Annotated in this window: 28 protein-coding genes; 17 read left to right on the top strand and 11 right to left on the bottom strand. The window is 70.8% G+C overall.

Annotated elements, in window-relative coordinates:
• The first annotated feature begins 59 nt into the window (after nucleotides 1–59).
• Nucleotides 60–2,273 (top strand): catalase, encoded by a 2,214-nt coding sequence (locus DNK54_RS02245; protein WP_110205304.1) that lies wholly within the window; start codon nucleotides 60–62, stop codon nucleotides 2,271–2,273.
• A 26-nt stretch (nucleotides 2,274–2,299) separates the two neighbouring features.
• Nucleotides 2,300–2,644 carry a hypothetical protein gene (locus DNK54_RS02240; protein WP_110205303.1) on the top strand — a complete coding sequence of 115 codons (345 nt, stop codon included), beginning with the start codon at nucleotides 2,300–2,302 and terminating at the stop codon, nucleotides 2,642–2,644.
• A 37-nt stretch (nucleotides 2,645–2,681) separates the two neighbouring features.
• On the opposite strand, the gene DNK54_RS02235 is transcribed toward DNK54_RS02240, so the two are convergent.
• Nucleotides 2,682–2,900 carry a hypothetical protein gene (locus tag DNK54_RS02235; protein WP_110205302.1) on the bottom strand — a complete coding sequence of 73 codons (219 nt, stop codon included), beginning with the start codon at nucleotides 2,898–2,900 and terminating at the stop codon, nucleotides 2,682–2,684.
• A 32-nt stretch (nucleotides 2,901–2,932) separates the two neighbouring features.
• Between DNK54_RS02235 and DNK54_RS02230 the strand changes: the two genes are divergently transcribed.
• Nucleotides 2,933–3,202: a hypothetical protein gene (locus DNK54_RS02230; protein ID WP_162602279.1), complete on the top strand. Its 270-nt coding sequence runs from the start codon at nucleotides 2,933–2,935 to the stop codon at nucleotides 3,200–3,202.
• A 1-nt stretch (nucleotide 3,203) separates the two neighbouring features.
• Here DNK54_RS02230 and DNK54_RS02225 read toward each other — a convergent pair whose 3' ends face one another.
• The 6 genes from DNK54_RS02225 to paaA form a co-directional block, all read right to left on the bottom strand.
• Complete coding sequence (locus tag DNK54_RS02225; protein WP_110205300.1) at nucleotides 3,204–3,431, bottom strand: LapA family protein; 228 nt, start codon at nucleotides 3,429–3,431, stop codon at nucleotides 3,204–3,206.
• 73 nt (nucleotides 3,432–3,504) lie between these two features.
• The gene (gene paaE, locus DNK54_RS02220) at nucleotides 3,505–4,572 is read right to left on the bottom strand and encodes a 1,2-phenylacetyl-CoA epoxidase subunit PaaE (protein WP_110205299.1); all 1,068 of its coding nucleotides are present in this window, start codon (nucleotides 4,570–4,572) and stop codon (nucleotides 3,505–3,507) included.
• Nucleotide 4,573: 1 nt separating this feature from the next.
• Nucleotides 4,574–5,065, bottom strand: coding sequence for a 1,2-phenylacetyl-CoA epoxidase subunit PaaD (paaD, locus tag DNK54_RS02215; RefSeq protein ID WP_110205780.1), 492 nt, complete (start codon nucleotides 5,063–5,065; stop codon nucleotides 4,574–4,576).
• Nucleotides 5,062–5,997, bottom strand: a complete 936-nt coding sequence (gene paaC, locus DNK54_RS02210; protein WP_110205298.1) for a 1,2-phenylacetyl-CoA epoxidase subunit PaaC — start codon at nucleotides 5,995–5,997, stop codon at nucleotides 5,062–5,064. Before paaC ends, paaD begins: the two co-directional genes overlap by 4 nt.
• A 6-nt stretch (nucleotides 5,998–6,003) precedes the next feature.
• On the bottom strand, nucleotides 6,004–6,285 hold the full coding sequence (gene paaB / locus DNK54_RS02205) for a 1,2-phenylacetyl-CoA epoxidase subunit PaaB (protein ID WP_110205297.1): 282 nt from the start codon (nucleotides 6,283–6,285) through the stop codon (nucleotides 6,004–6,006).
• A complete protein-coding gene (gene paaA, locus DNK54_RS02200; RefSeq protein ID WP_110205296.1) occupies nucleotides 6,278–7,231 on the bottom strand; it encodes a 1,2-phenylacetyl-CoA epoxidase subunit PaaA in 954 nt (317 codons plus the stop codon). Before paaA ends, paaB begins: the two co-directional genes overlap by 8 nt.
• 83 nt (nucleotides 7,232–7,314) lie before the next feature.
• On the opposite strand from paaA, the gene DNK54_RS02195 reads away from it, so the two are divergent.
• Nucleotides 7,315–7,614, top strand: coding sequence for an EthD family reductase (locus DNK54_RS02195; RefSeq protein WP_110205295.1), 300 nt, complete (start codon nucleotides 7,315–7,317; stop codon nucleotides 7,612–7,614).
• On the top strand, nucleotides 7,614–8,234 hold the full coding sequence (locus DNK54_RS02190) for a TetR/AcrR family transcriptional regulator (protein ID WP_110205294.1): 621 nt from the start codon (nucleotides 7,614–7,616) through the stop codon (nucleotides 8,232–8,234). Before DNK54_RS02195 ends, DNK54_RS02190 begins: the two co-directional genes overlap by 1 nt.
• A gap of 40 nt (nucleotides 8,235–8,274) precedes the next feature.
• On the opposite strand, the gene DNK54_RS02185 is transcribed toward DNK54_RS02190, so the two are convergent.
• Nucleotides 8,275–8,616: a DUF1801 domain-containing protein gene (locus DNK54_RS02185; protein ID WP_110205293.1), complete on the bottom strand. Its 342-nt coding sequence runs from the start codon at nucleotides 8,614–8,616 to the stop codon at nucleotides 8,275–8,277.
• Nucleotides 8,617–8,677: 61 nt separating this feature from the next.
• Between DNK54_RS02185 and chrA the strand changes: the two genes are divergently transcribed.
• The 12 genes from chrA (at nucleotide 8,678) to DNK54_RS02125 (ending at nucleotide 21,169) form a co-directional block, all read left to right on the top strand.
• Nucleotides 8,678–9,862: a chromate efflux transporter gene (gene chrA, locus DNK54_RS02180; protein WP_110205292.1), complete on the top strand. Its 1,185-nt coding sequence runs from the start codon at nucleotides 8,678–8,680 to the stop codon at nucleotides 9,860–9,862.
• Nucleotides 9,863–9,871: 9 nt separating this feature from the next.
• The gene (locus DNK54_RS02175; protein WP_110205291.1) at nucleotides 9,872–10,444 is read left to right on the top strand and encodes a GNAT family N-acetyltransferase; all 573 of its coding nucleotides are present in this window, start codon (nucleotides 9,872–9,874) and stop codon (nucleotides 10,442–10,444) included.
• A complete protein-coding gene (locus DNK54_RS02170; protein WP_110205290.1) occupies nucleotides 10,441–11,406 on the top strand; it encodes an RDD family protein in 966 nt (321 codons plus the stop codon). The genes DNK54_RS02175 and DNK54_RS02170 overlap by 4 nt, the downstream gene beginning before the upstream one ends.
• Before the next feature lie 173 nt (nucleotides 11,407–11,579).
• Nucleotides 11,580–13,193, top strand: a complete 1,614-nt coding sequence (locus DNK54_RS02165; RefSeq protein WP_110205289.1) for an ABC transporter substrate-binding protein — start codon at nucleotides 11,580–11,582, stop codon at nucleotides 13,191–13,193.
• A gap of 78 nt (nucleotides 13,194–13,271) precedes the next feature.
• A complete protein-coding gene (locus tag DNK54_RS02160) occupies nucleotides 13,272–14,291 on the top strand; it encodes an ABC transporter permease (protein ID WP_110205288.1) in 1,020 nt (339 codons plus the stop codon).
• Nucleotides 14,291–15,118, top strand: a complete 828-nt coding sequence (locus DNK54_RS02155; RefSeq protein WP_110205287.1) for an ABC transporter permease — start codon at nucleotides 14,291–14,293, stop codon at nucleotides 15,116–15,118. The genes DNK54_RS02160 and DNK54_RS02155 overlap by 1 nt, the downstream gene beginning before the upstream one ends.
• Complete coding sequence (locus tag DNK54_RS02150; protein WP_110205286.1) at nucleotides 15,115–15,888, top strand: ABC transporter ATP-binding protein; 774 nt, start codon at nucleotides 15,115–15,117, stop codon at nucleotides 15,886–15,888. Before DNK54_RS02155 ends, DNK54_RS02150 begins: the two co-directional genes overlap by 4 nt.
• Nucleotides 15,889–15,890: 2 nt before the next feature.
• Nucleotides 15,891–16,754 (top strand): ABC transporter ATP-binding protein, encoded by an 864-nt coding sequence (locus tag DNK54_RS02145; RefSeq protein WP_239459919.1) that lies wholly within the window; start codon nucleotides 15,891–15,893, stop codon nucleotides 16,752–16,754.
• Nucleotides 16,754–17,791 (top strand): LLM class flavin-dependent oxidoreductase, encoded by a 1,038-nt coding sequence (locus DNK54_RS02140; RefSeq protein WP_110205284.1) that lies wholly within the window; start codon nucleotides 16,754–16,756, stop codon nucleotides 17,789–17,791. Before DNK54_RS02145 ends, DNK54_RS02140 begins: the two co-directional genes overlap by 1 nt.
• Nucleotides 17,788–18,978: a M24 family metallopeptidase gene (locus tag DNK54_RS02135; protein ID WP_110205283.1), complete on the top strand. Its 1,191-nt coding sequence runs from the start codon at nucleotides 17,788–17,790 to the stop codon at nucleotides 18,976–18,978. The genes DNK54_RS02140 and DNK54_RS02135 overlap by 4 nt, the downstream gene beginning before the upstream one ends.
• On the top strand, nucleotides 18,975–20,207 hold the full coding sequence (locus DNK54_RS02130) for a threonine synthase (protein WP_204164384.1): 1,233 nt from the start codon (nucleotides 18,975–18,977) through the stop codon (nucleotides 20,205–20,207). Before DNK54_RS02135 ends, DNK54_RS02130 begins: the two co-directional genes overlap by 4 nt.
• Entirely contained in the window at nucleotides 20,204–21,169 is a 966-nt protein-coding gene (locus tag DNK54_RS02125) for an LLM class flavin-dependent oxidoreductase (protein WP_110205282.1), read from the top strand. Before DNK54_RS02130 ends, DNK54_RS02125 begins: the two co-directional genes overlap by 4 nt.
• A 26-nt stretch (nucleotides 21,170–21,195) precedes the next feature.
• Here DNK54_RS02125 and DNK54_RS02120 read toward each other — a convergent pair whose 3' ends face one another.
• The 3 genes from DNK54_RS02120 to DNK54_RS02110 form a co-directional block, all read right to left on the bottom strand.
• Entirely contained in the window at nucleotides 21,196–22,440 is a 1,245-nt protein-coding gene (locus DNK54_RS02120) for a PucR family transcriptional regulator (RefSeq protein WP_110205281.1), read from the bottom strand.
• A 17-nt stretch (nucleotides 22,441–22,457) separates the two neighbouring features.
• Entirely contained in the window at nucleotides 22,458–23,420 is a 963-nt protein-coding gene (locus tag DNK54_RS02115; RefSeq protein ID WP_110205778.1) for an MBL fold metallo-hydrolase, read from the bottom strand.
• Nucleotides 23,421–23,485: 65 nt separating this feature from the next.
• Nucleotides 23,486–24,856 (bottom strand): dicarboxylate/amino acid:cation symporter, encoded by a 1,371-nt coding sequence (locus tag DNK54_RS02110; protein WP_110205280.1) that lies wholly within the window; start codon nucleotides 24,854–24,856, stop codon nucleotides 23,486–23,488.
• Nucleotides 24,857–24,898: the final 42 nt, after the last annotated feature.

Raw genomic sequence — 24,898 nt, 5'->3', positions numbered from 1 at the left:
CTGCTGGCGCCTCGGGTACCGCGGTGAGGCCCCACACTCCCACCCGACTCGGAGGACCCATGGACCCGCGCAGCACCGCCAAGGCCGCGAAGGACGCCATCACCGAGACCGCGGAGAAGGTGCGCGACAAGGCCGCCGAGTTCGTCACACCGGATGCGCCCGGCCGGCCGGCTCCTGAGGCACCCTCCGTCGAGGAGCCGACGACCCCGCGCAAGCCGCTGCCGTCCAAGGGCGATCAACGCGGCCCTGCTCACCGCACACCGACCGGTGCAACCCCGGACGACCACGACCGTAGCGCGGCACAGCAGGGCGGCCACCTCACCACGTCGCAAGGCGCCCGGCTGCGCGACTCCGACCACTCCCTCAAAGCCGGAGCACGTGGCCCGATCCTGCTCCAGGACCACCACCTACGGGAGAAGATCACCCACTTCGACCACGAGCGGATCCCCGAGCGCGTGGTGCACGCCCGCGGAGCGGCTGCCCACGGTGTCTTCGAGGGCTACGGCACCGCAACCCCCGTGACGCACGCTGCGTTCCTCGCCGAGGGACGCCGTACTCCGGTGTTCACCCGCTTCTCCACCGTGCTCGGCTCCCGCGGGTCGATGGACACCGCGCGGGACACCCGGGGCTTTGCGACGAAGTTCTACACCAGCGAGGGCACCTTCGACCTGGTGGGCAACAACATCCCCGTCTTCTTCATCCAGGACGGCATCAAGTTCCCCGACGTCGTCCACGCCGCCAAGCCGCACCCGGACCGAGAGATCCCTCAGGCTCAGAGTGCTCATGACACCTTCTGGGACTTCGTCTCGCTCCACACCGAGGCGCAGCACCACACCCTGTGGAACATGTCCGATCGGGGTATCCCGCGCTCCTACCGGATGATGGAGGGCTTCGGCGTGCACACCTTCCGACTCACCAACGCCGACGGGGACACGTCGCTGGTCAAGTTCCACTGGAAGCCGGCGCTGGGTGTCCACTCGGTGACCTGGGACGAGGCGCAGCTGCTCGGCGGTATCGACCCCGACTTCCACCGCCGCGACCTCGCCGACGCCATCGAGTCCGGCGCCTTCCCCCAATGGGAACTGGGCATCCAGGTCTTCCCCGACGACCCCGACCAGACCTTCGCCGGCATCGACCTGCTCGATCCGACCAAGTTCGTGCCCGAGGAGCTGGCCGAGGTGCAGCCGGTCGGTCGGCTGACCCTCAACGCCAACCCGAGCAACTACTTCGCCGAGACCGAGCAGGTCGCCTTCCACCCGGGCAACCTGCCGCCGGGCATCGACGTGACCGACGACCCGCTGCTGCAGGTGCGGCTCTTCTCATACGTCGACACGCAGCTCACGCGGCTCGGCGGACCGAACTTCGGGCAGCTGCCGATCAACCGGCCGCACGCTCCCGTCAACGACATGCTGCGCGACGGATACGGCCAGCAGGCAGTGCACTCCGGAGTGGCGCCGTACAAGCCGAACTCGCTCGACGGCGGCTGCCCCTTCTTCGCAGGCGTCGAGGATGGTGCATTCACCGACGTCCCGGTCAGGGTTGCGGCCGCGGTCAAGAAGCGCGAGCTGCCAGCGAGCTTCGATGACCACTTCAGCCAGGCGCGTCTCTTCTGGCGCAGCATGTCGCCGCCCGAACGCGAGCACATCGTCGGCGCCTACTCCTTCGAGCTCGGCAAGTGCTACGAGCCGGCGATCCGAGAGCGCCAACTGGGGTGCCTGGCCGAGATCGACGCCGAGCTGTGCGCCGCCGTAGCTGCAGAACTCGGCCTGCCCGCCCCGGAGCCCACCGTGCCGCCGGCGGCCATCGAGCCCAGCCCAGCGCTCTCCCAGGTCGGCGCCACCTGGCCGGTGGACGGTCGCCTGGTCGGCATCGTGGTCGACCGCGACGCCCCGGACGACGCCCTGCCGGCTCTGCGGGCCGAGATCGCAGCAGCCTCGATGGTGCCCCTGGTGGTGGCGGAGCGGGGCGGAGACGCCAACGGCATCCCCGTGCAGCGCACCTTCCACACCGGACGCTCCGTCGAGTTCGACGCGCTCCTGATCGCCGGACCGGCCGGATCGGTCGATCCACGGCTGTCCCAGCTGGTCGAGGAGGTGTGGCAGCAGGCCAAGCCGATCGGCGCCTGGGGGGCCGGCGCGGCAGTGCTGGAGAGTCTCGGGCGCAACTCGGGGCCGGGTGTGGTCGTGGGCGAGTCGGTGACGGAGGTGCTCGGCGAGGTGCAGCAACTCCTCGGCCGGCATCGGGTCTGGGAGCGATTCCCGGCCGCAGTGTGACGACAACGAGACGCAAGGAGAAGCAGATGGGAAAGCTGGGAGTGCTCGTCGGATTCGGGGCCGGGTACGTGCTGGGGGCCCGCGCGGGCCGCGAACGCTATGAGCAGATCATGGGTCAGCTCCGTCGGGCCCGTAACGACCCGCGGGTCCAGATGGCCGCCGAGCAGGCTGTGGGGGTAGCGGCCGAGCAGGCCCAGCACGCCCGCGAGGCAGTGGGCGAGATGGCCGGGCAGGCCGGGGCCGCCGTGAAGGAGAAGGTGGGCGAGGCCGCGGAGGCGGCGAAGGAGCGGATGCCCGGCTCCTCCGGCGGGACCAGCGAGGAGTGGCCCACCTCCGGCCCCACCCCCGGTACGCCCGGCACGCCGCACTGACCACTGGGCCACGACAGTGACGCGCGACCCGGTCGGCTCACTGCGCCAGATCGGCCTGGGAGGGCGGATCGTCCGGCGTCTGGGTGGACGCACGCCGGGTCCCCTCCGGGTCGGCCGTGCGCTGGTCGGACTCCTCGAGGATCGCGGCCGCCTGTGCCTGCGGATCGTCGGCTCCGACGGCCTGCTCCTCCGGCAGCTGCTCGGCCCGCGACTCCACGCGCTCGTCCTCGCCCTGGCTCTCGGATCGCTCGCTCATCCCTCCACGCTAGCGCGACCAGGCGCAACGCCGTGACCGTCTATCTCGCATGGGTCGCGCAGCCTCCTGCTGACCTCCACGGACCGTGGGAGGAGGCCAGGGTGATCGCGCCGGGGCTGCTCCTCATCGAGAGCGACGAGGCGCTCTCGCCCGTCTACCACGCGCTGAAGTGGTCACTGCCCGACAACACCGCGCTCATCGTCAGTCCCGTCACCCAGCAGCCGAAGTCACGAGGCATGGCACCCGGCACCACGAGCTGGCTCCGGGAGCGGACCCGGCCTGCCGGTCACGATCCGGAGTGAGTCACTCCCGGCCGCGGGCTCGGATCTTCGGCACCAGCAGTCCCACGATCACTCCCGCGGCGAAGATCACCAGGAGCCAGATCCAGGCAGGCATCGAGATCGACCAGAAGAGGAAGTCGATCCGGCCTCGCTCGTGGTTCTGGAAGACGAAGACGAGGGCGAGCACCCCGAGCACGGCAGCCCCGATCATCCGGGGACTGACAGGCGAGGTGCTGGTGGGCTCAGACATGTGCGCTCCTCAGATCGGTGGTGGGTCGACGGTACAGCGCCCACCCCGTCGTACGCCGCCCGTCGATCTCAGGTCATGCGTCGAAGTCGACCCTCACCTCGTCGCTCACCGGGAGGCTCTGGCAGGTGAGCACGAAGCCCGCCGCGACCTCGGCGGCCTCCAGGGCGTAGTTGCGCACCATCTCGACCTCGCCCGCGCTCAGCCGTGCCCGGCAGGTGCCGCAGACGCCGCCCTTGCAGGCGAAGGGGAGGTCGGGGCGCACCACCTGTGCCGAGTCGAGGATCGACCGACCCCGCTCCATCGGCGTCGTGGTGGCGCGACCGTCGAGCACCACGGTCACCTGGCTGGTCTCCCCCGCCAGCTCGGGATCGGCGTGCCGCAGCACCGGCGGCGGCTCGTCGACGTAGAAGTGCTCGACGTGGATCCGGTCGGCTGACACACCGGCCTCCGCGAGCACCTCGGTGGCACCGGCGATCAACCCGAACGGACCGCACAGCCAGACCTGGTCGACCTCCTCGACCGGGACCAGCGCCGACACGATCCGGCGCAACCGGTCCGCATCGAGGCGACCGCTGAAGAGCTCCACCTCCCGCGGCTCGCGCGACAGCACGTGCACCAGCTGGAGCCGCTCCGGGTAGGCGTTCTTGAGATCGGCGAGCTCCTCGGCGAACATCACCGACCCGGTCGTGCGGTTGCCGTAGAGCAAGGTCACCCGGTCGTCGCCGCGAGCCAGGACGGTCGCCGCGATGGAGAGCATGGGAGTGATCCCGGAGCCGGCGGCGACGCAGAGGTGCCGGCCGCCGCGACCCGCGACCTGGAAGCTCCCGCGCGGCGGCTGCACCTCGACCTCGTCCCCCGGCCGCAGGTCGCGCACCAGCCACGAGGAGAAGATGCCGCCGGGGATCTCGCGCACCCCGATCCGCAGGCCCGCTCCCTCCGACGAGCAGATGGAGTAGGTGCGACGGTGCTCCACTCCGTCGACCACCCGGCGCAGGGTGAGCGACTGCCCGGCGGTGAAGGCGAACGTCTCCTCGAGCTCGGCCGGGACCGTGAAGCGCACCGCGACGGAGTCGTCGGTCAGCCGCTCCACGCCGGCGACCGCGAGCGGGTGGAACGTCGTACGGGTGGCGGTGAGCGTCACCTCAGATCTCCTTCACGTGCTCGAACGGCTCCCAACAGGAGCGGCAGCGGTAGAGCGCCTTGCAGGCGGTGGCCCCGAACTCGGAGAGCAGCGCGACCTCCCGGCTCCCGCACCGCGGGCAGCGCGCCGTACGCCGGGTGGGCAGCAGCAGTAGCGGCACCGGGCCGTCCCGCTCGGGCGCCGGCCCCGGCGCGGAGATGCCGGCTTCGGTCAACGCCGCGCGCCCCGCCGGGCTGATCCAGTCGCTGCTCCAGGCGGGCGCGAGGCGCACCTGGACGCGCGAGTCGGCGTACCCCGCGGTGCGGAGTGCACGCAGCAGGTCGTCACGCATGGTGGTGAGCGCCGGGCAGCCCGAGTACGTCGGGGTGAGGGTGACGACCACGGTGCCGGCCTCGTCGACCTCGACGTCGCGCAGCACCCCGAGGTCGGCCAGGGTCAGCATCGGCAGCTCGGGGTCGACCACCCGTTCGGCGACCTCTCGGGCGGCGATCACCACAGCCCCCGCGGGTGCGCCCGGGCGACCACCTGCATCTCGGCGAGCATCCGGCTCAGCGCCTCGGTATGACAGCCGTCGCGCCCCTTGCGACCACGCACCCCCGCCAGCGCACCGATCGACGGCCACTCCACCTGTGCGGTGGCGAAGACCTGCTCCAGCACCGGCTCGACGTCGACGACGAGCGATCCCGGATCGACTCCGATGCCCTGTGCGGCTGCCTCCACCTCGATCGGGTGGGTCTCGACGAGCTCGTGCCACAGCGGCCACAGCCCGCCGAGCGCAGCCAGCAGACGCCGCCGCGACTCCTGCGTCCCTCCGGCCAGCGTCACGAACCAGCGGGCGGCGAACTCCCGGTGGTAGGCGAGTTCGCGGGCCCCCTTGGCAGCCAGCGCCGCGAGGACGCTGTCACGGCTGGCTGCCAGGCGCTCGAAGAGGGCGAGTCGCCAGGTCGAGAAGAGCAGGATCCGGGTGATCGTCTCGGCGAAGTCGCCCACCGGGAGCTCGACCATCCGGACGTTGCGGAACCCCGACTCCTCGCGGAAGAAGGCGAGCCGGTCTTCAGGTGGCACCGGCGACCCGTCCGGCAGCGGAGGCGGCAGCGTCGGGTCGATCGCCGCTGCTCGCGCCAGCAGCAACCGTGCCTGGCCGAGCAGGTCGAGTGCGATGTTGGAGAGGGCGATGTCCTCCTCCAGGTCGGGCGCCCGGCCGCACCACTCCGAGAGCCGTTGCGCCAGCACCAGCGCGTCGTCCCCCAGCATCAGGCAGTACGCCGCCGCGGCGGTCCGGTCCACACCCTCCGGCACCGGCGCCACCACCGCGGTCGCCACCGGATCCTCGTCGGGCCGGAACTCCTGCCCCGCCCCGAAGGCCCAGTGCGCGTCGTCGACCAGCAAGCCGGCGTACGGGTTGTCTGCTTCGTCGTGGGTCATGGCCGCCTACATGTGGGGGACGTCGGAGGGAAGCACGTAGAAGGTGGGATGGCGATAGACCTTGTCGCCGCTCGGCGCGAAGAGCGGGTCCTTCTCGTCGGGGCTCGACGCAGTGATCGCGCTCGAGGGAACCACCCAGATGCTGACGCCCTCGTTGCGCCGGGTGTAGACGTCGCGCGCGTGCAGCAGCGCCATCCGGTCGTCGGGAGCGTGCAACGACCCGACATGCACGTGGTTGAGGCCACGCTTGCTGCGCACGAAGACCTCGTAGAGCGGCCACTCACTCATGACAAGCCTCCTTCTGCTGTCGCACTGCCCAGGCGGAGCTGGCCTCCCGGACCCAGGCGCCGTCGTCCCAGGCACGCTGCCGATGGGCGATCCGCTGGGTGTTGCAGGGCCCGTTCCCCTTCACCACCGCCCAGAACTCCTCCCAGTCGGGTTGGCCGAAGTCGTAGTGGCCGCGCTCCTCGTTCCAACCCAACTCGGGATCGGGGAAGGTGACGCCCAGAGCCTCGGCCTGCGGCACGGACATGTCGACGAACTTCTGCCGCAGCTCGTCATTGGTGTGGGTCTTGATGCCCCAGGCCATCGACTGGGCGGTGTTGCTGGAGTCGGCGTCGGGTGGACCGAACATCATCAGCGCGGGCCACCAGAACCGGTTGACCGACTCCTGCACCATCGCCCGCTGCTCGTCGGTGCCGCGCATCATCGTGAGCAGCAGCTCGTAGCCCTGTCGCTGGTGGAACGACTCCTCCTTGCAGATCCGGATCATCGCGCGCCCGTAGGGCCCATACGAGGTGCGGCACAGGGGCACCTGGTTGCAGATCGCGGCCCCGTCGACCAGCCAGCCGATGGTGCCGACGTCGGCGTAGCTCAGGGCCGGGTAGTTGAAGATCGAGGAGTACTTCTGGCGCCCGGTCAGCAGTCGCTGGGTCATCTCCTGGCGGGAGATGCCGAGCGTCTCGGCCGCGGAGTAGAGGTAGAGCCCGTGCCCGGCCTCGTCCTGCACCTTCGCCAGCAGGATCGCCTTGCGGCGCAGCGAGGGCGCCCTGCCCACCCAGGCCCCCTCCGGCTGCATGCCGATCACCTCGGAGTGGGCATGCTGCGCGACCTGCCGGATCACCGTGCTGCGGTAGGCCTCCGGCATCCAGTCGCGCGGCTCGATACGATCCCGCCGCGCGACGGTCTCGTCGAACCGGGCTGCGAGCTCCTGCTCGTCGACGGTCGTCGTCATGTCACCACCTGATTTACTGACCGATCGTTCTGTTTTAATGTGACACACGCCACGCGGTGGCGACAAGTCCGCGAGGAGACCCGATGTACCGGATGACCATCCACTACGAGACCCCGGCCGACCCGGAGGCCTTCGACCAGCACTACTTCGACGTGCACGTCCCGCTGTGCCGCCCGCTGCCGGGCCTGGTGGGCTCCTCCTTCTCCAAGCCGCGTGCTCTCGGGCCGGGCGAGGCGCCGTACCTGGTCGCGCAGCTCGACTTCGCCGACGCCGCCACCTTCCAGGCGGCGATGTCGTCGCCCGAGATGGCGGTCGTCGCCGCAGACGCCGAGAACCTGGCGGCCAAGCGCTCGATGTTCACCGGCGACGTCACCGTCGGCTGATGTCGGCCGTGCCGGAGCCGGTGCGCACCCGCGGACGCCCGGGGCACGACCGGGAGTCGGTGCTCCGGCACGCTGTCGACCTCTTCAACCTCCAGGGATACGACGCCACCTCCGTCAGCGACCTGGCTGCCGCCCTCGGCGTCACCAAGTCGGCGGTCTACCACCACTTCCCGAGCAAGGAGGCGCTGCTCGGGGCCGCACTCGACGAGGCGCTCGACGGTCTGACCACGGCCGTCGAGAGCGCCGCGGAGACGGCGGCCGGCGGCCGCGCCTACGAGCGGCTGCGCGCCACCGTCACCGCCGCCGTCGAGATCCTGGCGGACCACCTCCCGGCGGTGACCCTGCTGCTGCGGGTGCGCGGCAACAGCCCCATGGAGGAGCAAGCACTCCAACGACGCCGCCGGATCGACGAGCGCTTCGCCACCCTCGCCCGCCAGGCGGCAGCCGAGGGTGACCTGCGTACCGATCTCGAGCCCGAGCTGATCAGCCGGCTGATCTTCGGCACCGTCAACTCGCTGACCGACTGGTACCAGCCGCACGGCTCCCTGCCACCGGCGGCACTCGCCCGCGCCCTCACCGGCGTCCTCTTCGACGGCCTCCATCCCCGGCCGCCGCTGTGACGCGGGATTGTGGTCGCTTCACAAGCACCCAGGACGAGCCTCAACCGCGGTTGAGTGCGACCGCCTCCTGCACCAGCGCCACGAACGCCCTCTCGTCCAGTTCGTCGCCCTCGAAAAGATCGAGGGCACGGCGAGTCCCGGCGTCCATGCTGGCGTTGAAGAGGCCCGTCGGGTCCTCCAGCGAGGCGCCCTTCGCGAAGGTCAGCTTGACCTTGTCCTTGTAGGTCTCCACGGTGCAGATGAGCCCGGCGCAGGAGAACGTCGGCACGCCGTCGGGATTCGAGGCCTTGCGCCACTTGGCCTCCTCGGTGACCTCGGGCTCAGCCCGCATGATCAGCGCCCGCACCTGCTCGACCCTGTCTCCACGCCAGTCCGTACTCATGCCCGCATGCTAGGGAACCCCTGGTTGACCGCGGCTGCAACGCCCGGGAGGATGCCGTCATGTGACCGCTCCGGGATCCGTGCGCGAGGTCTTCGCCGCCTTCCTGAGACTCGGACTCACCTCGTTCGGCGGCCCGGTCGCCCATCTCGGCTACTTCCGTGACGCCTTCGTGGTGCGGCGCCGCTGGCTGACCGAGGAGGAGTACGCCGACCTGGTGAGCCTGTGCCAGTTCCTGCCCGGCCCCGCGTCGAGCCAGGTCGGGATGGCGATCGGCCTGCAACGCGCTGGTGGCGGCGGCATGCTCGCCGCCTGGGCTGCCTTCACGCTCCCCTCCGCGCTCGCCCTCGTCGCCTTCGGGTACGCCGTCACTCAACTCGGCGACCTCTCCGGCGCCGGGTGGATCCTCGGGCTCAAGGCGGCCGCCGTCGCCGTCGTCGCCCAGGCGGTGATCGGGATGGGCCGAGCCCTCACCCCGGACCTGCGGCGGCTGGCGATCGCCGTCGCCGCAGCAGGCGTGGTGCTGTGGCTGCCCGGTGCACAGGCCCAGGTCGCGGTGATCGTCGGCTCGGGCCTGCTTGGACTGCTGGTCGTGCGCGAAGGCCACCGGCCGGCGGTCGAGGCCGCGCCCTCGGGCGGATCAGTCGCCCGCTGGGTGTCGACGGCCGCGCTGACGGCGTTCGGCGCCCTGTTGGCGGTGGCGATCCTGGCCGGCACCGGCGACGGGGTCGCCCGGCTGTTCACCGGCTTCTACCGCGCCGGAGCCCTGGTCTTCGGCGGCGGCCACGTGGTGCTGCCGCTGCTCGAGTCGGAGACGGTCGGAGCCGGACTGCTCGACCACGACACCTTCTTGGCCGGCTACGGCGCCGCCCAGGCGGTGCCCGGCCCACTTTTCACCTTCGCGGCGTTCCTCGGACAGACCAGCCACGACGGGCTGCCCGGCCCGGTGGGAGCGACGGTCGCCCTCGTCGCGATCTTCTTGCCCGCAGCGCTTCTGGTCGCCGGGACCCTTCCGCACTGGCAGGCACTGCGCTCCTCCGCGCGGGCCCGTCGCGCCTTGGCCGGTGTCAACGCAGGCGTGGTCGGACTGCTCGCCGCCACCCTCTATGACCCGGTGCTCAGGGACGGCGCGCCCACCCTGCCGACGTTCGCGCTGGCGGCCACCGCCCTCGGCGTGCTGGTCGCCGGCAGGATCCCACCGTGGATCGTCGTGGTCGCTTCGGCCGCTCTCGGATGGCTCCTGCTCTAGATTGCAGCCATGTCGTTCGAGGTGCACCCGCTCACGCCCGACCGGTTCGAGGACTTCGCCGACATCCTGAACCCGAACCGCCGGTCGACCCACTGCTGGTGCCTCTCCCACCGGCTGGCTGCCGGCGACATCGGCGGCAGCCGCGAGGAGACGATGCGCCGCCTCGCCGAAGGCGAGCACGCACCAGGCGTCGTCGGGTATGCCGAGGGAGTGCCGGTCGGCTGGTGCTCGATCTCGCCCCGCACGGAGATCCCGCGGCTGGAGCGCTCCAAGCTGATCCGGCCCGTCGACGACGTACCGGTCTGGAGCATCATCTGCACGGTCATCCGCGGCGGCCACCGCAAACGCGGCCACACGCTGCCGCTGCTGGAGGGCGCCGTCGCCTACGCGGCCGCCCAGGGCGCACCCGCGGTCGAGGCGCATCCGGTCGACCCGCCGGGACGGATGGACACCACGATGGCCTTCGTCGGCACCCGGGCGATGTTCGAGGCCGCGGGCTTCGTCGTCGTCGGCACCACCGATGCGGTGGCGAGCCGGCTCCCCCGGCTGGTGATGCGACGTACGCTCGGGGCCGCCGCATGACCGAGCAGGCACCTCGTCGTGACCTCGGCCGGGTCGGGCGGATCGCGGACGCGGTCGCCGGCCGGGTGGCCGATGCGCTGCCGCCCGAGGTGATCCTCGACCACGTCGACCTGGACGCCCTCCTGGACCGCGTCGACGTCAACCACCTGCTCGACCGCGTCGACGTCGAGCGGCTCCTCGAACGGGTGGACCTGGACCGGCTGCTGGCGCGCGTCGACGTCAACACCCTGCTGCGCGACGTGGACCTGGAGGAGCTGGTGCAGCGCGCAGGGATCCCCGCGATCGTCGCCGACACCACCAGTCAGCTCGCAGGCACCGGCCTCGACACGGCTCGCCGCCAGCTGATCGGCATCGACACCCTCCTCGGCCGGGTCGCGGACCGGTTGCTCCGGCGTACCTCTCCGGCCGGACCACCGGCCCTCCTCGGCCCGGCGCGCCCCGACGGGCACCGCTACGAACGCGACGGGCGCGCCGTCGTCACCGGCCGGTACGCCGGCGCTGCGACCCGGGCGACCGCCAGCCTGGTCGACCTGGGCATCGTGGTGCTCACCTTCACCCTCGGGCATCGGCTGCTGGGACTGATGACCGATGTCTTCCTCGATCGCGCGCTCCCGGACGCGGACGGCCTGTGGGCCACCGTCGGGCTGGGCGCGTGGACCGTGCTCTATGTGGTCGTCTCCACCATGTTCACCGGGAGCACGCCGGGCAAGGCGATCGTCGGGCTGCGGATCGTGCAGACCGACGGCGCGCCACTGCGGCCGCGCGCCGCGCTGCTCCGGATGCTCGCGCTGCCGGTGAGCTCGCTGCTGGTCGGCGCCGGCTATCTCTGGGTGTTGGTCGACCGGCGCCATCGCGCCGCCCACGACCTCGTCGCCCGCACCGTCGTCGTCTACGACTGGGGCAACCGCGACGCCCAGGTTCCCGCTCCGCTCAGCGACTTCCTCCGCCGCCACGACGCCTGACCGTCGGCGTCCGCACCCTCGACCACTGTCTGCCGCGTGCTTTGTGACCGGTCACAAAGCACGCGGCGAGAACGTTGGCCCGACGGCCATGGCCGTCAAGCGGCCCGGTTGGAAGCATCCTCTCCAACAGCCGCCCGGTGAGGGCAGGTGCTGTCCGTCCTGCAGGAGGCCCAATGAAAGCGCAGTCCCGTCGTTCCCGCCTGATGGCCACGGCCACGGCACTCACCCTGGCCGGCACGCTCGCGCTCAGCGCCTGCGGCACCGGCGAGACCAGCTCGGGAAGCAACGGCAAGAAGACCCTGGTCATCAGCCTGGACAGCGCGGTCGACGTGATGGACCCGCAGCAGTGGCGGACCCCCGCCTCGATGGTCACCAGCGGATCGCTGGTCGAGCAGATCATCGAGCAGAACTACACCGAGACCGACGGGGTACGTGTCGGTGGCACCGACTTCAGCGAGGCCCTGGCGGAGAAGTGGGAGTACTCCGAGGACGGCAAGACACTCACCATCACGCTGCGTGACGGCCTCACCTTCGCCGACGGCAGCCCGCTGACCGCCGATGACGTCGTCTGGTCCTACCAGCGCGGCCTCGAGATGGCGACCGCCTACACCAAGGTGCTCTACCCGATGGTCGGCCTGACCAAGGAGAGCTTCACGGTCGTCGACCCGCGCACCGTGCAGGTGAAGTCGGAGTTCGGCACGCCCCTGATGGACAAGATGCTCGCGATGCAGCCCTTCGGCGTCTTCTCCAAGAAGGCCGGAGAGGAGCACGCCACCTCTGACGACCCGTGGGCCGGTGCTTGGTTCCGCGAGCACAGCAACTCCTCCGGCCCCTACACGATCGGCGCCTACGACAAGACCACCAGCGTCCAGCTCACGCCGAACCCGAACTACTACGACCAGGACAGGATCGCCAACGGCGGCGTCACCATCCAGTTCATCTCCGACCCCTCGCAGCGTGCCCTGCTGCTGCGCAACGGCGAGCTCGACGTCGCCGGCGGCCTGCCGCTCGACCAGGTCGCCGAGCTCAGCAAGGTCGACGGCCTCTCCGTCGTCTCCGAGGCGTCCAACCGCCTGGAGTACCTCGGTGTGAACACCGCCAAGGCCCCCTTCAACGACAAGCGGGTACGCCGCGCGATCTCGCTTGCGCTCCCCTATGAGACGTTCGTCGACGAGGTGCTCTACGGCTATGCCGACCCGGCCTCCGGGCTGGTCTCGGCCAACATGGAGACGCACTCCCCGGACTCCGCCGCGGCGTTCACCACCAACCTCGACGAGGCCCGTCAGCTCCTCTCCGACGCCGGCGTCTCGGGCTTCAAGACGACCCTCTCCTACAAGCAGTCCTCGGCCGTCGAGGCCCGGGCCGCGGTCTACATCCAGTCGGCCCTCAAGGAGCTCGGCATCGACGTGCAGGTCAAGCCGCTGCCGGACGCTGAGTTCACGCAGCGCACCATCGCGCGGGACCTGGAGATGTACCTGAACAACTTCCTCGCCTGGGGTGCCGACCCGTTCTACCAGATGGCGTCCCTGGCCGGCAGCAACGCCGGAACCAACTTCACCAACTACTCCAACGCGGAGCTCGACGGCCTCCTGCAGGAGGGCTTCCGCAGCGTGAAGCAGGAGGACCGCGACGCGATCTCGGCCGAGGCCCAGGCGCTGCTGATCGACGAGATGCCGACCATCCCGCTGTGGAACGCGAAGTGGACCTACGTGGTCCGCGACGGCGTCAGCGGCCTCACGAAGGACAACACCGAGCAGCTGCGGCTGCAGTACCTGTCCAAGAAGTGATCTTGGGGCCGGGGTGGCCACCCCCGACCACCCCGGCCTCAAACCTGCTGTCCCACACCACTAGGAGGTGAACCCGCCATGCTGCGCTATGTCCTTCGCCGTCTGCTGATCTCCGCGGTCACCGTCGTCGGCCTGGTCGTGGTCACCTTCCTCGTCGTCCGGGTGCTGCCCGGAGACGCAGCCGCCGCCCGTCTCGGCCCCGAGGCCAGCCAGGCCGACATCGAGGCGCTCCGCGCCCAGCTCGGCCTCGACGACTCGCTGCCGAAGCAGTTCGTCGACTACTCGGCGGGACTCCTCCACGGCGACATGGGACCGGCCGTCTCCACCGGGCGACCGGTGAGCGACGAGCTCCTCGACCGGCTCCCCGCCACGATCGAGCTCGCGATCGCGGGCCTGGCGATCGCCCTGCTCCTCGGCTTTCCCCTGGGTCTGCTCGCCGCGGCGCGCCCCGGCCGCCTCAGCGATGCGCTGGCCCGGCTCTTCGCGGTCCTGGGATCATCGATGGCGCCGATCTGGCTCGGCCTGCTGCTGATCTTCGGGCTCTACTCCACCTGGCAGCTCTTCCCCGGACCGGTCGGCCGACTGCCGATCGGCACGCCCCCGCCACCGGAGGTCACCGGTCTCTACGTCGTTGACAGCCTCCTGGCCGGCAACCTCACCCTGGCCAGCCAATCGATCCAGTTCCTGGCCCTCCCGGCCCTCACCCTGGGACTGGGCGCCTCGGCCGCCGTCCTCAAGATGGTGCGCTCCGCGGTGCTGCAGACCGCGGACTCCGGCTTCGTCCGCACCGCCCGCGCGTACGGCGTGCCGGCCCGTGAGGTGCTGCTGCGCGACCAGCTGCGCAACGCGATGCTGCAGGTGCTCACCGCGATCGGGCTGGTCTTCGGCTTCCTGCTCGGCGGCAACATCATCGTGGAGCGGCTCTTCAACTGGCCTGGGATGGGCCGAGTCGCCTACGACGCGCTCGGCAGCAACGACCTCGGCCTGCTGCAGGGCTACGCACTGATCATCGGCACCCTCTACATCCTGCTGAACCTCGTGGTCGATCTGGTCTACGGGCTCATCGACCCACGCGTCCGACTGGGAGGGAGCAACTGATGAGCAGCGCCACGTTCCCCGCCCGCCTCGGCGGACTCCGGCACCGCCCGTTCCTCCTCGTCGGCCTGGTGATCATCGCCGCACTGGTCCTGGTCGGCGCGATCGGACCGTTCGTGCTGGCAGATCCCGCCGCGCGGGTCGCCGACCCCTTCCTCGCCCCCTCCGCGAGCCACTGGTTCGGCACCGACAGCTACGGCCGCGACATCTTCGCCAGGTGCGTCAACGCGATCTGGCTGGACCTGGCCATCGGCGTCAGCGTCGCGGTGCTGGCGATGGTGATCGGCTCCGCCATCGGCGTGATAGCCGGCTACCTCGGCGGCTTCGTCGACGACGTGATCATGCGTGCCGTGGACATCTTGATGGCCTTCCCCGGCTTCGTGCTGGCCATGATCATCCTGGTCTCGATGGGCGAGTCGCTGCCGAAGCTGGCCATCGCGCTCGCCATCGCCCAGGTGGCGCCGTTCGTGCGGCTGGTGCGCTCCAAGGTGCTCAGCGAGCGGGAGCTCGAGTACGTCGCCGCCGCCCGGGTCTCCGGCGCCCGGTGGCCCCGCGTCGCCTTCCGGCACCTGCTCCCGAACTCGATCCGGCCCGCCGCGGTCCAGCTGACGCTCGTCTGCGGCTACTCGATCCTGAACGTCTCCGGCCTCGCCTATCTCGGGGTGGGCATCCACCCACCAACCGCGGAGTGGGGCGTGATGGTTGCCGAGGGTGCCGCGAACATGCTCACCGGGCAGTGGTGGACGGCCTTCTTCCCCGGCCTGCTCATCGCGATCACCGTGATGGCCCTGCACTTCATCGGCGACGACCTGGGAGGTGACCGGCAGTGACCCGACTCGCAGTGGAGAACCTCCGCGTCGAGGTGCCCGGACGCGCAACGATCCTCGACGACGTCACCTTCGACATCGCACCCGGCGAGATCGTCGGGCTGGTCGGCGAGTCCGGCTCCGGCAAGTCGATGACGTCGCTCGCCGTGATGGGCATCCTGCCGCGCGGCGTCGAGCAGACCGGTGGCCGGATCCTCGTCGACGGTGTCGACGTGACCGCGGTGCCGCGTCGCTCGGTGGCCCACCGCTTCGCGATGATCTTCCAGAACCCCCGCGACTCCCTCAACCCGCTGATGCGCATCGGCGAGCAGGTCGCCCGCATGGTCGCCCTCCATCAGGGCCTCGACCGGAAGGCTGCGCGCCGTGCGGCGGTCGACCTCCTCGAGCAGGTCCGGATCGTCTCCCCCGCCCAGGCGGCCCGCAAGTACCCGCACCAGCTCTCCGGCGGCATGTGCCAGCGGGTGATGATCGCGATGGCGCTCGCCTGTCGCCCGCGGCTCCTGCTCGCCGACGAGCCCACCACCGCGCTCGACGTGACCGTGCAGGCCCAGATCCTCGACCTGGTGGTCGCGCTCACCGAGGAGATCGAGTGCGGCGTCCTGCTGGTCACCCACGATCTCGGCGTGGTGGCCGAGACCTGCGATCGGGTCAACGTGCTCAACCTCGGCCGACTCGTGGAATCCGGCGAGACCCACGAGGTGCTCGGCAATCCGCAGCACGAGTACACGCGCTACCTGCTCGACTCCGCACGCGAGCTGGAGGTCGGCCCGTGACGATGCTCGAGATCCGTGACCTGCACAAGGAGTACCGAAGCGGCGGGACGACCCTGCACGCGCTGGACGGCGTCTCCACCTCGCTGGACGCCGGACGCACCCTGGCCGTCGTCGGCGAGTCCGGCTCCGGCAAGTCCACCCTCGGCTCGATCGTGGCCGGGTTGGAGACGGCGACCTCCGGGTCCGTCGTGATCGACGGGACCCCCATCGACCGGCGGGCCTTCCGGGGGCCCCTGCGCCGCCGGGTGCAGACCGTCTTCCAGAGCCCGCTGCAGTCGCTCAACGCCAAGTTCCGCGTCGAGACCACCCTGGCCGAGCCACTGCGCCTGCTTCTCGGCATGAGTCGCACCGACGCCTCACGGCGGGTCGACGAGCTGTTGGACGCCGTCCACCTGCCACGCGAGCTGCGCTACCGCCGGCCCGGGGAGCTCTCGGGAGGCCAGCAGCAGCGGGTCGCCATCGCCCGGGCGCTGGCGCCCGAACCCGACCTGGTGGTGCTGGACGAGCCGACGAGCGGACTCGACCAGTCGATCCGCGGCCGCATCGTCAACCTGCTCCGCGAGCTGCAGGCAGAGCGTGGCCTCAGCTACGTCTTCATCACCCACGACATCGACGTCGCCCAGGCCATCGCCCACGACGTGATCGTGATGCAGCACGGCCGGATCGTCGAGGAGGGTGACCGGAGCGTGCTGCGAGCACCCAGCGATCCCTACACCCGGCGCCTTCTCGACGCCGTACCGACGCTGGACCCGGCGCGCCGCCGACGGAACCTGCGCCTCGAATCCCTGCCCCCGGTGATCGTCCCCGACACCCCTGTGGACGACACCCAGAACCCCCACCCCCTTGATGAGGAGACAGCACCGTGATGCGTTTCGGACTCGGCGTTCCCACCGGAACCGAAGGACTGATGTACCCCGTCCCCTACGCGAGCCCCGAGCAGGCCGTGCAACTGGCCGTGGAGGCCGAGCGCCTCGGATTCGACGGGGTCTGGGGCAACGACCACGTGACCACGCAGCACTACGTGCGTGAGGAGTTCCCGGAGCCGCCGCGCTACTACGACCCCTACCTCTACCTGGCGTACGTCGCAGCGGAGACCACGACGCTGCACCTGTGCACCGCGATCACCGTGCTCTCCTTCCGCAACCCGGCGGTACTGGCGAAGCAGGCGGCGACGCTGGACCAGCTCTCCGGAGGCCGCTTCAAGATGGGCGTCGGCATCGGCGCCTACCGCGAAGAGGCGGAGGCGATCTGGCCCGACACCAAGCTGCACCGCGGCCGTCAGGCCGACGAGTACCTCGAGGCGCTCCAGGTGATCTTCCGCGACCGCAGCGCCACCTATGAGGGCGAGTTCGTGAAGTTCCGCGACGTCGAGAGCTTCCCGCGGCCCCGCCAGGAGGTGCTGCCGATCCTCTCGGGCGGCAACTCGGAGGGGTCCCGGATCCGGGCCGCCAAGTTCTGCCAGGGCTGGATCCCCGCCGTGCTGACGCCGGCCGAGATCACCGAGGGCCTGAACGTGATCCGCAACATCGCCGAGGCGAACGGCCGCGAACTGCCCGCCGACTTCGACGTGGCGCCGCAGCTCTCGGTCTCGGCGGGCAAGGACACCAAGGACGCGGTCAACCGCTTCGAGCAGTCCCAGCTCTACGCCCACATGCGCTCGCTCTCCAAGAGCACGCTGAAGGACCAGGACACCTCCGACTTCGTGCGCCGCAACCTGATCGGCAACGCCGAGCAGATGCTGGAGCAGGTGCATGCCTACGCCGAGGCCGGGGTCACCACTCTCTCCGCGCTGCTCTTCGCGTGCAACACCGTCGAGGAGACCCTCGACAACATGGCGTGGTTCTCGGAGAACGTCATTCAGCCGTACCGTCGCGAGGCGGGCGGGGCCGGGGACGACCGATGAGCGCTCGCGCCATCGACCCCGCCCTGGTCCGGGCCCGGCGGGAGAGGCTCCGGGCGGCCCTGCCCGGAGCCGGAGCCGACGTGGTGCTCGCGCTGAGCGCCGCCAACGTCGACTACGCGACCGGCTACCGGAGCGTCGCGGCCATCGTGCACGGCACCTCTCCTCTCGCCGCCGTGCTCTCCGAGGACCGGCTGACGGTCGCCGGCCCGGTCTCTGACAGCGCCCCTGGCTTCGACGCCGGTCTGGAGGAGGAGGACTACTTCGCCTACGGCCGCTTCTACTTCGAGTCGGCCGAGGGCGGCGCCCGGGCCACACAGCTCGTCGAGCAGCATGCCGACTACGCCGCCGCCATCGCCGCGGCTCTGCACGCGATCGGAACTCCCCGACGGGTGGGACTCGACGAGCGCGCTTGCCCCGAGCCGTTGCGGCGGCGCCTGGAGGAGCTGCTGCCCCAGGTGGAGCTCGTCGACGCCAGCGCCTGGTTCGCCGAGGTCCGCGCGGTGAAGCTACCCGGCGAGGTCGACCTGCTGGAGCGTTCCGCCCGGGTCGTCGAGAAGGCGATCCTTGCCGGGATCGACGCCGCAGCCGTCGGGGTCACCGAGGCCGAGATCGCCCGCGTGGTCTCCGGGAGCCTGGTGGCCGAGGACTTCGAGCCTCGGTTCGTCGTCGTCACCTCCGGCCCGCGCTCGGCGCTGGCCGACGCCTCGGCGACGCACCGCGCCCTCGAGGCCGGCGACCTCCTGCGCTTCGACGTCGGCGGAACGCGAGAGGGCTACTGGGCCGACCTCGGCCGCACCGCCGTCCTCGGCGAGCCGACCGCACGGCAGCAGCGCTTCTACGACGCCATCCTCGCTGCCGAGGAGGACCAGTTCGCCCACGCCCGCCCCGGGATGTTGGCCTCGGATCTCTTCGACCTGGCGGTCCGCTCGGTCGAGGAGCACGGCGGCCCCGCGCCGTACCGGCGACAGCACTGCGGGCACGGCATCGGCCTGGAGGTCTACGAGGCCCCGATCATCGCGCCGGGGCACGACCGCGAGCTCGAGCCGGGGATGACCTTCTGCTTCGAGACTCCGTACTACGAGCTCGGTTGGGGCGGGATGATGGTCGAGGACGCCCTGGTGATCACCGACGACGGCATCCGGCTGCTGAGCGACCAGCGTCGCGAGCTCCAGGTGGTGTCGCTGTGAGCGCCTACCTCGGTCACCTCGTGCATCCGGTGACCGGTGAGACCATCAGCGAGGAGGCGGCGTACCTGCCCGCGGAGATCGACGGCGGCCACGTCTATGCCGTGCCGGCCTACGACCTCGGCAAGGCTCGCGGCCTGGAGACTACCGACGACCCCGGTCTCTTCCGCTACCGTCCGCTGCTGCCGGTCGGCGACGGACCCGTGGTCAGCCTCGGCGAGGGCGACACTCCTCTGGTCGCGTGCCAGAACCTCGGCAGCGACCTCGGTCTCGGCCACCTCTACGTCAAGGACGAGTCACGCAACCCGACCTGGTCCTACAAGGACCGGCTGGCCGCCGTCGCGGTCACCAAGGCGGTCCAGCAGGGTCGCGACACGGTCGTGGTCTCCAGCACCGGCAACCACGGTGCCGCGGTGGCGGCGTACGCCGCTCGCGCGGGGCTGCGGTGTGTGGTCCTCACGCTCGCCTCGGTGCCGCTGGCCATGAAGACGATGATGCAGGCGTACGGCGCCCAGACCGTCGCGGTGGAGAAGCCCACCGATCGCTGGGTCATCATGCGGCAGGCGGTCGAGGAGCGGGGCTGGGTGCCGATGTCCGGGTTCGTCGGTCCGCCGTCGGGCTCCAACCCGTTCGGCTGCGAGGGCTACAAGACGATCGCCTACGAGCTGCACGCCCAGCTCGGCGACGTGCCCGACGTGGTCGTCACGCCGGTCGCCTACGGTGATGCGCTCGCGGGTCTGGCCCGCGGCTTCGCCGACCTGATGACGCTGGGCCTCAGCAGCACGATGCCTCGCCTGGTAGCGACCGAGCCGTTCGGGCCCTACGGGCGCGCACTGCGCGAGGGCTATCGGGCCGAGGCGACCGTGCCCACCTCGAGCTCGGTCTCGTTCTCGATCGCCACGCCGATGGCGACCTGGCAGGGCTGGGATGCCCTGGTCCGGACCGGGGGCGCCGCCGTCACCCTCGACGACGCGCAGACCCTCGCGGCCCAGCGTCGACTCGCAGCGTGCGACGGGCTCTTCGTGGAGGCATCGTCGGCGACGACCGTCGCCGCGCTGCCCGAGCTGCTCGAGCGCGGCGTCGTCGCCGCGTCGGACCGGGTGGTGCTGCTGGCCACCTCCACCGGGCTCAAGGACATCCCCACGGCCGCCGCGGCGCTGCCTGAGGTGCCCGTGATCGAGCCGACCCTCGCGGCCCTCGACGCCGCCATCGCCGAGCAGGAGGGCCGATGAGGCTGGGAGTCGCGCCGTCGGGTCGGCGCAGCGCCGCCGACGCCGTCGACCTGGCCCGGCTCGCCGAGCGGGCAGGTCTGCACGACGTGTGGGTGAGTGAGGACTACCTCGAGCGGGGTGCGTTCGCCGTAGCCGGCGCGATCGCCGCGGTCACCGAGCGGGTCCGCGTCGGGCTCGGTGTGGTGAATCCGTGGACCCGGCACGTCGCTCTGATGGCGATGGAGGCACACGCGCTGGCAGAGGTCTCCGGCGGTCGCAGTGTGCTCGGGCTCGGTGCCTCCAATCCACGGTGGATGCAGGAGCAGCTGGGCATTCCGTTCGCACGACCGATCGGCGTCCTGGCCGACTACACCGCGGCTCTTCGGGTCCTGCTGGCCGGCGAGCGGCTGGAGGGCGAGGTGCTCGGCCAGCAGCTGGACTGTGCGCTGGACGCCGCGCCGGCCCAGCAGGTGCCGATCGTCTGGGGCGTCAAGGGGCCGCGTGCGCTGGCCCAGGGCGCGGCGCTGGCGGACGGCCTGATGCTCTCGGTCCTCTCCTCGCCCGGCTACGTCCGCTGGGTCCGGGAGATCTACCGTCCCAGTGAGGTCACCGCCTACGCCTCCTTCGCCGTCGACGACACGACGGCCGGAGCCCGGGAGCGGCTGCGCGCCCACACGGCGCGCTACCTCGGCATGCACGGCGCGTCCGCGATCACCGAGCACGCCGGCATCGACCAAGAGCTCGCCGCCGAGCTGCAGCGCCGGCTCCGCGCCGGCGAACCGGCTGCCGACCTGGTCGACGACGCCTGCGTCGGTGCGGTGACCGTCTCCGGCACGGTCGCGGACGCCGCGGTGGGCCTGCTCGCTCTGCGGGACGCCGGAGTCGACTCGCTGGTCGTCATCGACGACGGCACTGCCGCACCCGAGGAGCTGGTCTCCGCCCTGGTCCGTGCCGCACGGGAGGCCGGTCTCGTCGACTCCTGACCACGGCTCCTCAGCTATGGGGCCGGTCAGGAGACGGTGCCCTCGGTGCCCTCCCATGCCTCCACGGCCAGCACCAGCTTCGCGAGGTCCCGCGGGCGTCGCGTGGTCAGCCCGGTGAGCTCCTCGATCCGCCGCAGCCGGTAGACGACCGTGTTCTTGTGCACGTGCAGCGTCTCCGCGGTCGCACGCACCGACAGCTCCTGCTCCAGATGGGTCCGGAGAGTGACCAGCAGGTCGCCGCTGCCCTGCAGCGGCTGCAGGTAGCGGTGCACCAGGTGGCGGCCCATCGGCGGATCGCGGTGCACCAGCACCTCCAACAGGCAGTCGCGGAAGAGCAGCACCCGTGCCTCCTGGTCGCTCGCCGCTCGCGACTCCAGGACGGTGATCGCCTGCTTGCACGCCGTGCCGAGGCCGGACATGCCGACGCAGGTGTTGCTGATCGCCGCGACCACATCGGTCACGGCGTCATAGCGGAACGAGTCGCCGATGCGCGTGGAGAGCATCTGCAGATCGCCTTCGAGCCACGGCATCGCGAAGAGGGTCACCCAGGAGGCGCTCTCGGACTCGACGGTCCCGGAGAGCACGGGAACGGCGAAGAGCTGCCGGAGCCGAGAGACGAAGCGGTGCCGGTGCATCTCCATGGCGGCGCGATCGGCCTCGTTCTGTGAGCCGAGCGCCACGATCACGAACGTGCCCTGCTCGTGGTCGTCGATGCCCATGGTGACGGCGAGGCGCTGCAGCTCGGCGATCTCGACGGACGCACCGGTGGCCAGCCGACGGAAGAGGCCGGGCTCGCTGAGCCGCAGGTCCTCCTCTACCTGGCGCTGGATCTCCATGTGCGCCTCGAGCATCGCGTGCTCCAAGGCGTCGAGCGAGCGGATCATCGCGGCGCGACCGCTGCCGATGTTGGCACGCTGCACCTGCATGCGGGAGCACCAGTCGACGTACTCGTCGTTGAGGGCACGCTCCGCGGTGCGGAAGGACTGGATCACCGCAGAAGCCGAGACCCCCTGGATCGCCCGTCGCTCGCCGGTCGCGGCTGCCCGCGCCAACTCCTCCGACGTCGGCTCGCGGTCCTCGAGCAGGCAGATGATGACGTTGTGGACGTTCTCCCGGATCCGTTCGCGCAACTCGCTCTGCTGAAGCACCAGCTCGGCGTAGGCAGGCACGGAGGACCACACCTCGGTGACGATCCTGGTCATCAGGTCGTCGAACTCCTTGAGCATCGCCCGGGCGACGCGCTTGACGTCCTCGGTGATCCTCTCGGCCATGCCCCGAATCTATGCGGTCACTCCGAGCGATCGGCCGCTGGGTTGCCTCCCCAGGGCGCCTCCTGGCGGCCCACCGTCGGGAAGTGCAGACGTACGCCGTCGTCCGCGGCCAGCCGGGTCAGCACCTCCATCGTCACACCGAGGTCGTCGCCTGCGTAGGGCAGGGCCCGGAGCGGCAGCTCGAGGGGACGGAAGAAGTCGTCCCAGTGTGTGAGGACGACCCGCTGTGCTCCGACCTCCCGGACCGTGTGAGTCCAGTAGTCGGCGATGTAACCCGGCGAGCACTTCCCCAGCTGGCCGACGCCGAGGTAGGCGACCTCGGCAGACCATCCCTCCAGCGAGCCCGGCACGAAGCCCGCGCTTCCCTGCACCAGCGACGTGCGGCCAGAGTCGTGGGTGAGCAGGACCGACCAGGCCTCACCACACCGATACGCGGCGGTGCGGACCGGCGGCACGACCGGACCGTCGATGGCCCCGGGAAAGCGGTCGGGCGGACAGTGCGTGGAGGCGGCGAAGCGCAACGTGTAGTGCCCCAGCCGCACGGTGTCGCCCGAGGCGACAACCCGGATCCGGTCGTGGCCCAGGCCACCCCCGACACCGACCTGACGGGCCGACGTACCTCCCACCAGGAGCGCCGAGGTCCTCCGCGCGACCACGGCGCTGTCCATGGCGTGGTCGTAGTGCGAGTGCACCGGCACCACGGCCTCCAGGTGGCGCCCGTCGCTGCCGAACCCGATCCGGTGCAACGCGGCGTCGATCCGGGCCTCGTCGGGCGCGAGGCGGCCCAGCCCGACCCGGAGCAGGCCAGGCCGGGAGAAGAAGCCGTCGAAGAGCAGCGCGGACTCGCCGTCGTCGAAGAGCAGCGTCGAGACACCGAGGAAGGTCACCGCCGGTGCCATCGCGGTCGGTGCGGTCGCCACCGGCACGTCGAACAGCTCCGCCCAGCGGCTCAGGTCGGGTCGTCCCAGGGGTAGGCGCACGAGACGACCATAGCCGCGCCCGGGCATCGGAGGTCGGGGCCCGGGCGCGGCCGTCGTCATGCTGGTCAGGCCGCGGCCGGGACCTGCTCCTCACGCCACGCCTTGCCGCCGCGAGGCGCCGTGTAGGCGTCGAGGTCGAGGATCCCCTCGCGCTTGGCGACGATCGTCGGCACCAGTGCCTGGCCCGCCACGTTCACCGCCGTCCGACCCATGTCGAGGATCGGGTCGATCGCCAACAGCAGGCCGACGCCCTCCAGCGGCAGACCGAGTGTGGAGAGGGTGAGGGTGAGCATCACGGTCGCGCCGGTGACGCCGGCAGTCGCCGCCGAGCCGATGACCGAGACGAACGCGATCAGCAGGTAGTCGGTGATCGAGAGGTCGAGCCCGAAGAACTGTGCCACGAAGATCGCAGAGATCGCCGGATAGATCGAGGCGCAGCCGTCCATCTTGGTGGTCGCGCCCAGCGGCACCGCGAAGCTCGCGTAGGCCCGGGGCACCCCCAGGTTGCGCTCGGTGACCGCCTCGGTCACCGGCATGGTGCCGATCGAGGAGCGCGAGACGAACGCGAGGGAGATCGCCGGCCAGGCTCCGGAGAAGAACTGCTTGACGGAGAGGTCGTTGGCACGCAGCAGCACCGGGTAGACGACCAACAGCACCAGCGCCAGCCCGGCATAGATCGCCACCGAGAACGTGGCGAGCGAGCCGAGTGCGTCCCATCCGTAGGACGCGACGGCGTTGCCGAGCAGGCCGACCGTGGCGATCGGCGCCAGCAGGATGATCCACCACAGGACCTTCTGCACCACGGCGAGCGCCGAGCGGACGAAGCCCAGGAACGGCTCCGCTGCGTCACCCACCTTGAGCGTGGCGATTCCGACCGCGATCGCCATGACCAGGATCTGCAGGACGTTGAAGGAGAGCCCGATCGAGCCGTCGGGCTTGGCGCCCGCTTCGAGGCCGAGCATGTTGGCCGGCACGAGCCCGGTGAGGAAGTCCAGCCAGGAGCCCTGCGTGCCCGGGGCGGTCGCCGCCTCCTCGGTCACGCTGGTGTGGTTTCCGGGCTGCAGCACCAGGCCGAGGACGATGCCGATCGAGACCGCGACCAAGGCAGTGATCGCGAACCACATCAGCGTCTTCCACGCCAGTCGGGCGGCGCCGGTGACCTCACGCAGGTTCGCGATGGAGGCGACGATCGCCAAGAACACCAGGGGCGGCACGACGGTGCGCAGCAGGGTGACGAAGGTGCTGCCGACCTTGGTGAGGGTCTCGGTCAGCCAGTTCGGGTCGACCACGCCGTCGTGGACGCCATCGGGGCCCATCTGACGGGCCACCAGGCCAAGGACGACGCCGAGCGCCAGGCCGATCAGGACCTGGACGCCGAAGGAGGGAAGCCAGGCGCGGCGCTTCGTGGGCGCGGCGCTCTCAGCGGGGGATGTCACGGGGAGGTTGCCTCTCGGAGATTCGAATCGGTGGAGCCGAGG

The organism is Nocardioides daejeonensis (assembly GCF_003194585.1).
GTDB lineage: Bacteria > Actinomycetota > Actinomycetes > Propionibacteriales > Nocardioidaceae > Nocardioides > Nocardioides daejeonensis.
Note: the sequence above shows the minus strand (reverse complement) of the source record. Positions and strands in the feature narration are given on the sequence as shown.

Excerpts from the sequence above, each read along its gene's own strand:
- DNK54_RS02245 (WP_110205304.1), top strand. The coding sequence starts at position 60 with ATGGACCCGCGCAGCACCGCCAAGGCCGCGAAGGACGCCATCACCGAG.
- DNK54_RS02240 (WP_110205303.1), top strand. The coding sequence starts at position 2,300 with ATGGGAAAGCTGGGAGTGCTCGTCGGATTCGGGGCCGGGTACGTGCTG.
- DNK54_RS02235 (WP_110205302.1), bottom strand. The coding sequence starts at position 2,900 with ATGAGCGAGCGATCCGAGAGCCAGGGCGAGGACGAGCGCGTGGAGTCG.
- DNK54_RS02225 (WP_110205300.1), bottom strand. The coding sequence starts at position 3,431 with ATGTCTGAGCCCACCAGCACCTCGCCTGTCAGTCCCCGGATGATCGGG.
- paaC (WP_110205298.1), bottom strand. The coding sequence starts at position 5,997 with ATGACCCACGACGAAGCAGACAACCCGTACGCCGGCTTGCTGGTCGAC.
- paaB (WP_110205297.1), bottom strand. The coding sequence starts at position 6,285 with ATGAGTGAGTGGCCGCTCTACGAGGTCTTCGTGCGCAGCAAGCGTGGC.
- paaA (WP_110205296.1), bottom strand. The coding sequence starts at position 7,231 with ATGACGACGACCGTCGACGAGCAGGAGCTCGCAGCCCGGTTCGACGAG.
- DNK54_RS02195 (WP_110205295.1), top strand. The coding sequence starts at position 7,315 with ATGTACCGGATGACCATCCACTACGAGACCCCGGCCGACCCGGAGGCC.
- DNK54_RS02190 (WP_110205294.1), top strand. The coding sequence starts at position 7,614 with ATGTCGGCCGTGCCGGAGCCGGTGCGCACCCGCGGACGCCCGGGGCAC.
- DNK54_RS02185 (WP_110205293.1), bottom strand. The coding sequence starts at position 8,616 with ATGAGTACGGACTGGCGTGGAGACAGGGTCGAGCAGGTGCGGGCGCTG.
- DNK54_RS02175 (WP_110205291.1), top strand. The coding sequence starts at position 9,872 with ATGTCGTTCGAGGTGCACCCGCTCACGCCCGACCGGTTCGAGGACTTC.
- DNK54_RS02170 (WP_110205290.1), top strand. The coding sequence starts at position 10,441 with ATGACCGAGCAGGCACCTCGTCGTGACCTCGGCCGGGTCGGGCGGATC.
- DNK54_RS02165 (WP_110205289.1), top strand. The coding sequence starts at position 11,580 with ATGAAAGCGCAGTCCCGTCGTTCCCGCCTGATGGCCACGGCCACGGCA.
- DNK54_RS02160 (WP_110205288.1), top strand. The coding sequence starts at position 13,272 with ATGCTGCGCTATGTCCTTCGCCGTCTGCTGATCTCCGCGGTCACCGTC.
- DNK54_RS02155 (WP_110205287.1), top strand. The coding sequence starts at position 14,291 with ATGAGCAGCGCCACGTTCCCCGCCCGCCTCGGCGGACTCCGGCACCGC.
- DNK54_RS02145 (WP_239459919.1), top strand. The coding sequence starts at position 15,891 with ATGCTCGAGATCCGTGACCTGCACAAGGAGTACCGAAGCGGCGGGACG.
- DNK54_RS02140 (WP_110205284.1), top strand. The coding sequence starts at position 16,754 with ATGCGTTTCGGACTCGGCGTTCCCACCGGAACCGAAGGACTGATGTAC.
- DNK54_RS02135 (WP_110205283.1), top strand. The coding sequence starts at position 17,788 with ATGAGCGCTCGCGCCATCGACCCCGCCCTGGTCCGGGCCCGGCGGGAG.
- DNK54_RS02125 (WP_110205282.1), top strand. The coding sequence starts at position 20,204 with ATGAGGCTGGGAGTCGCGCCGTCGGGTCGGCGCAGCGCCGCCGACGCC.
- DNK54_RS02120 (WP_110205281.1), bottom strand. The coding sequence starts at position 22,440 with ATGGCCGAGAGGATCACCGAGGACGTCAAGCGCGTCGCCCGGGCGATG.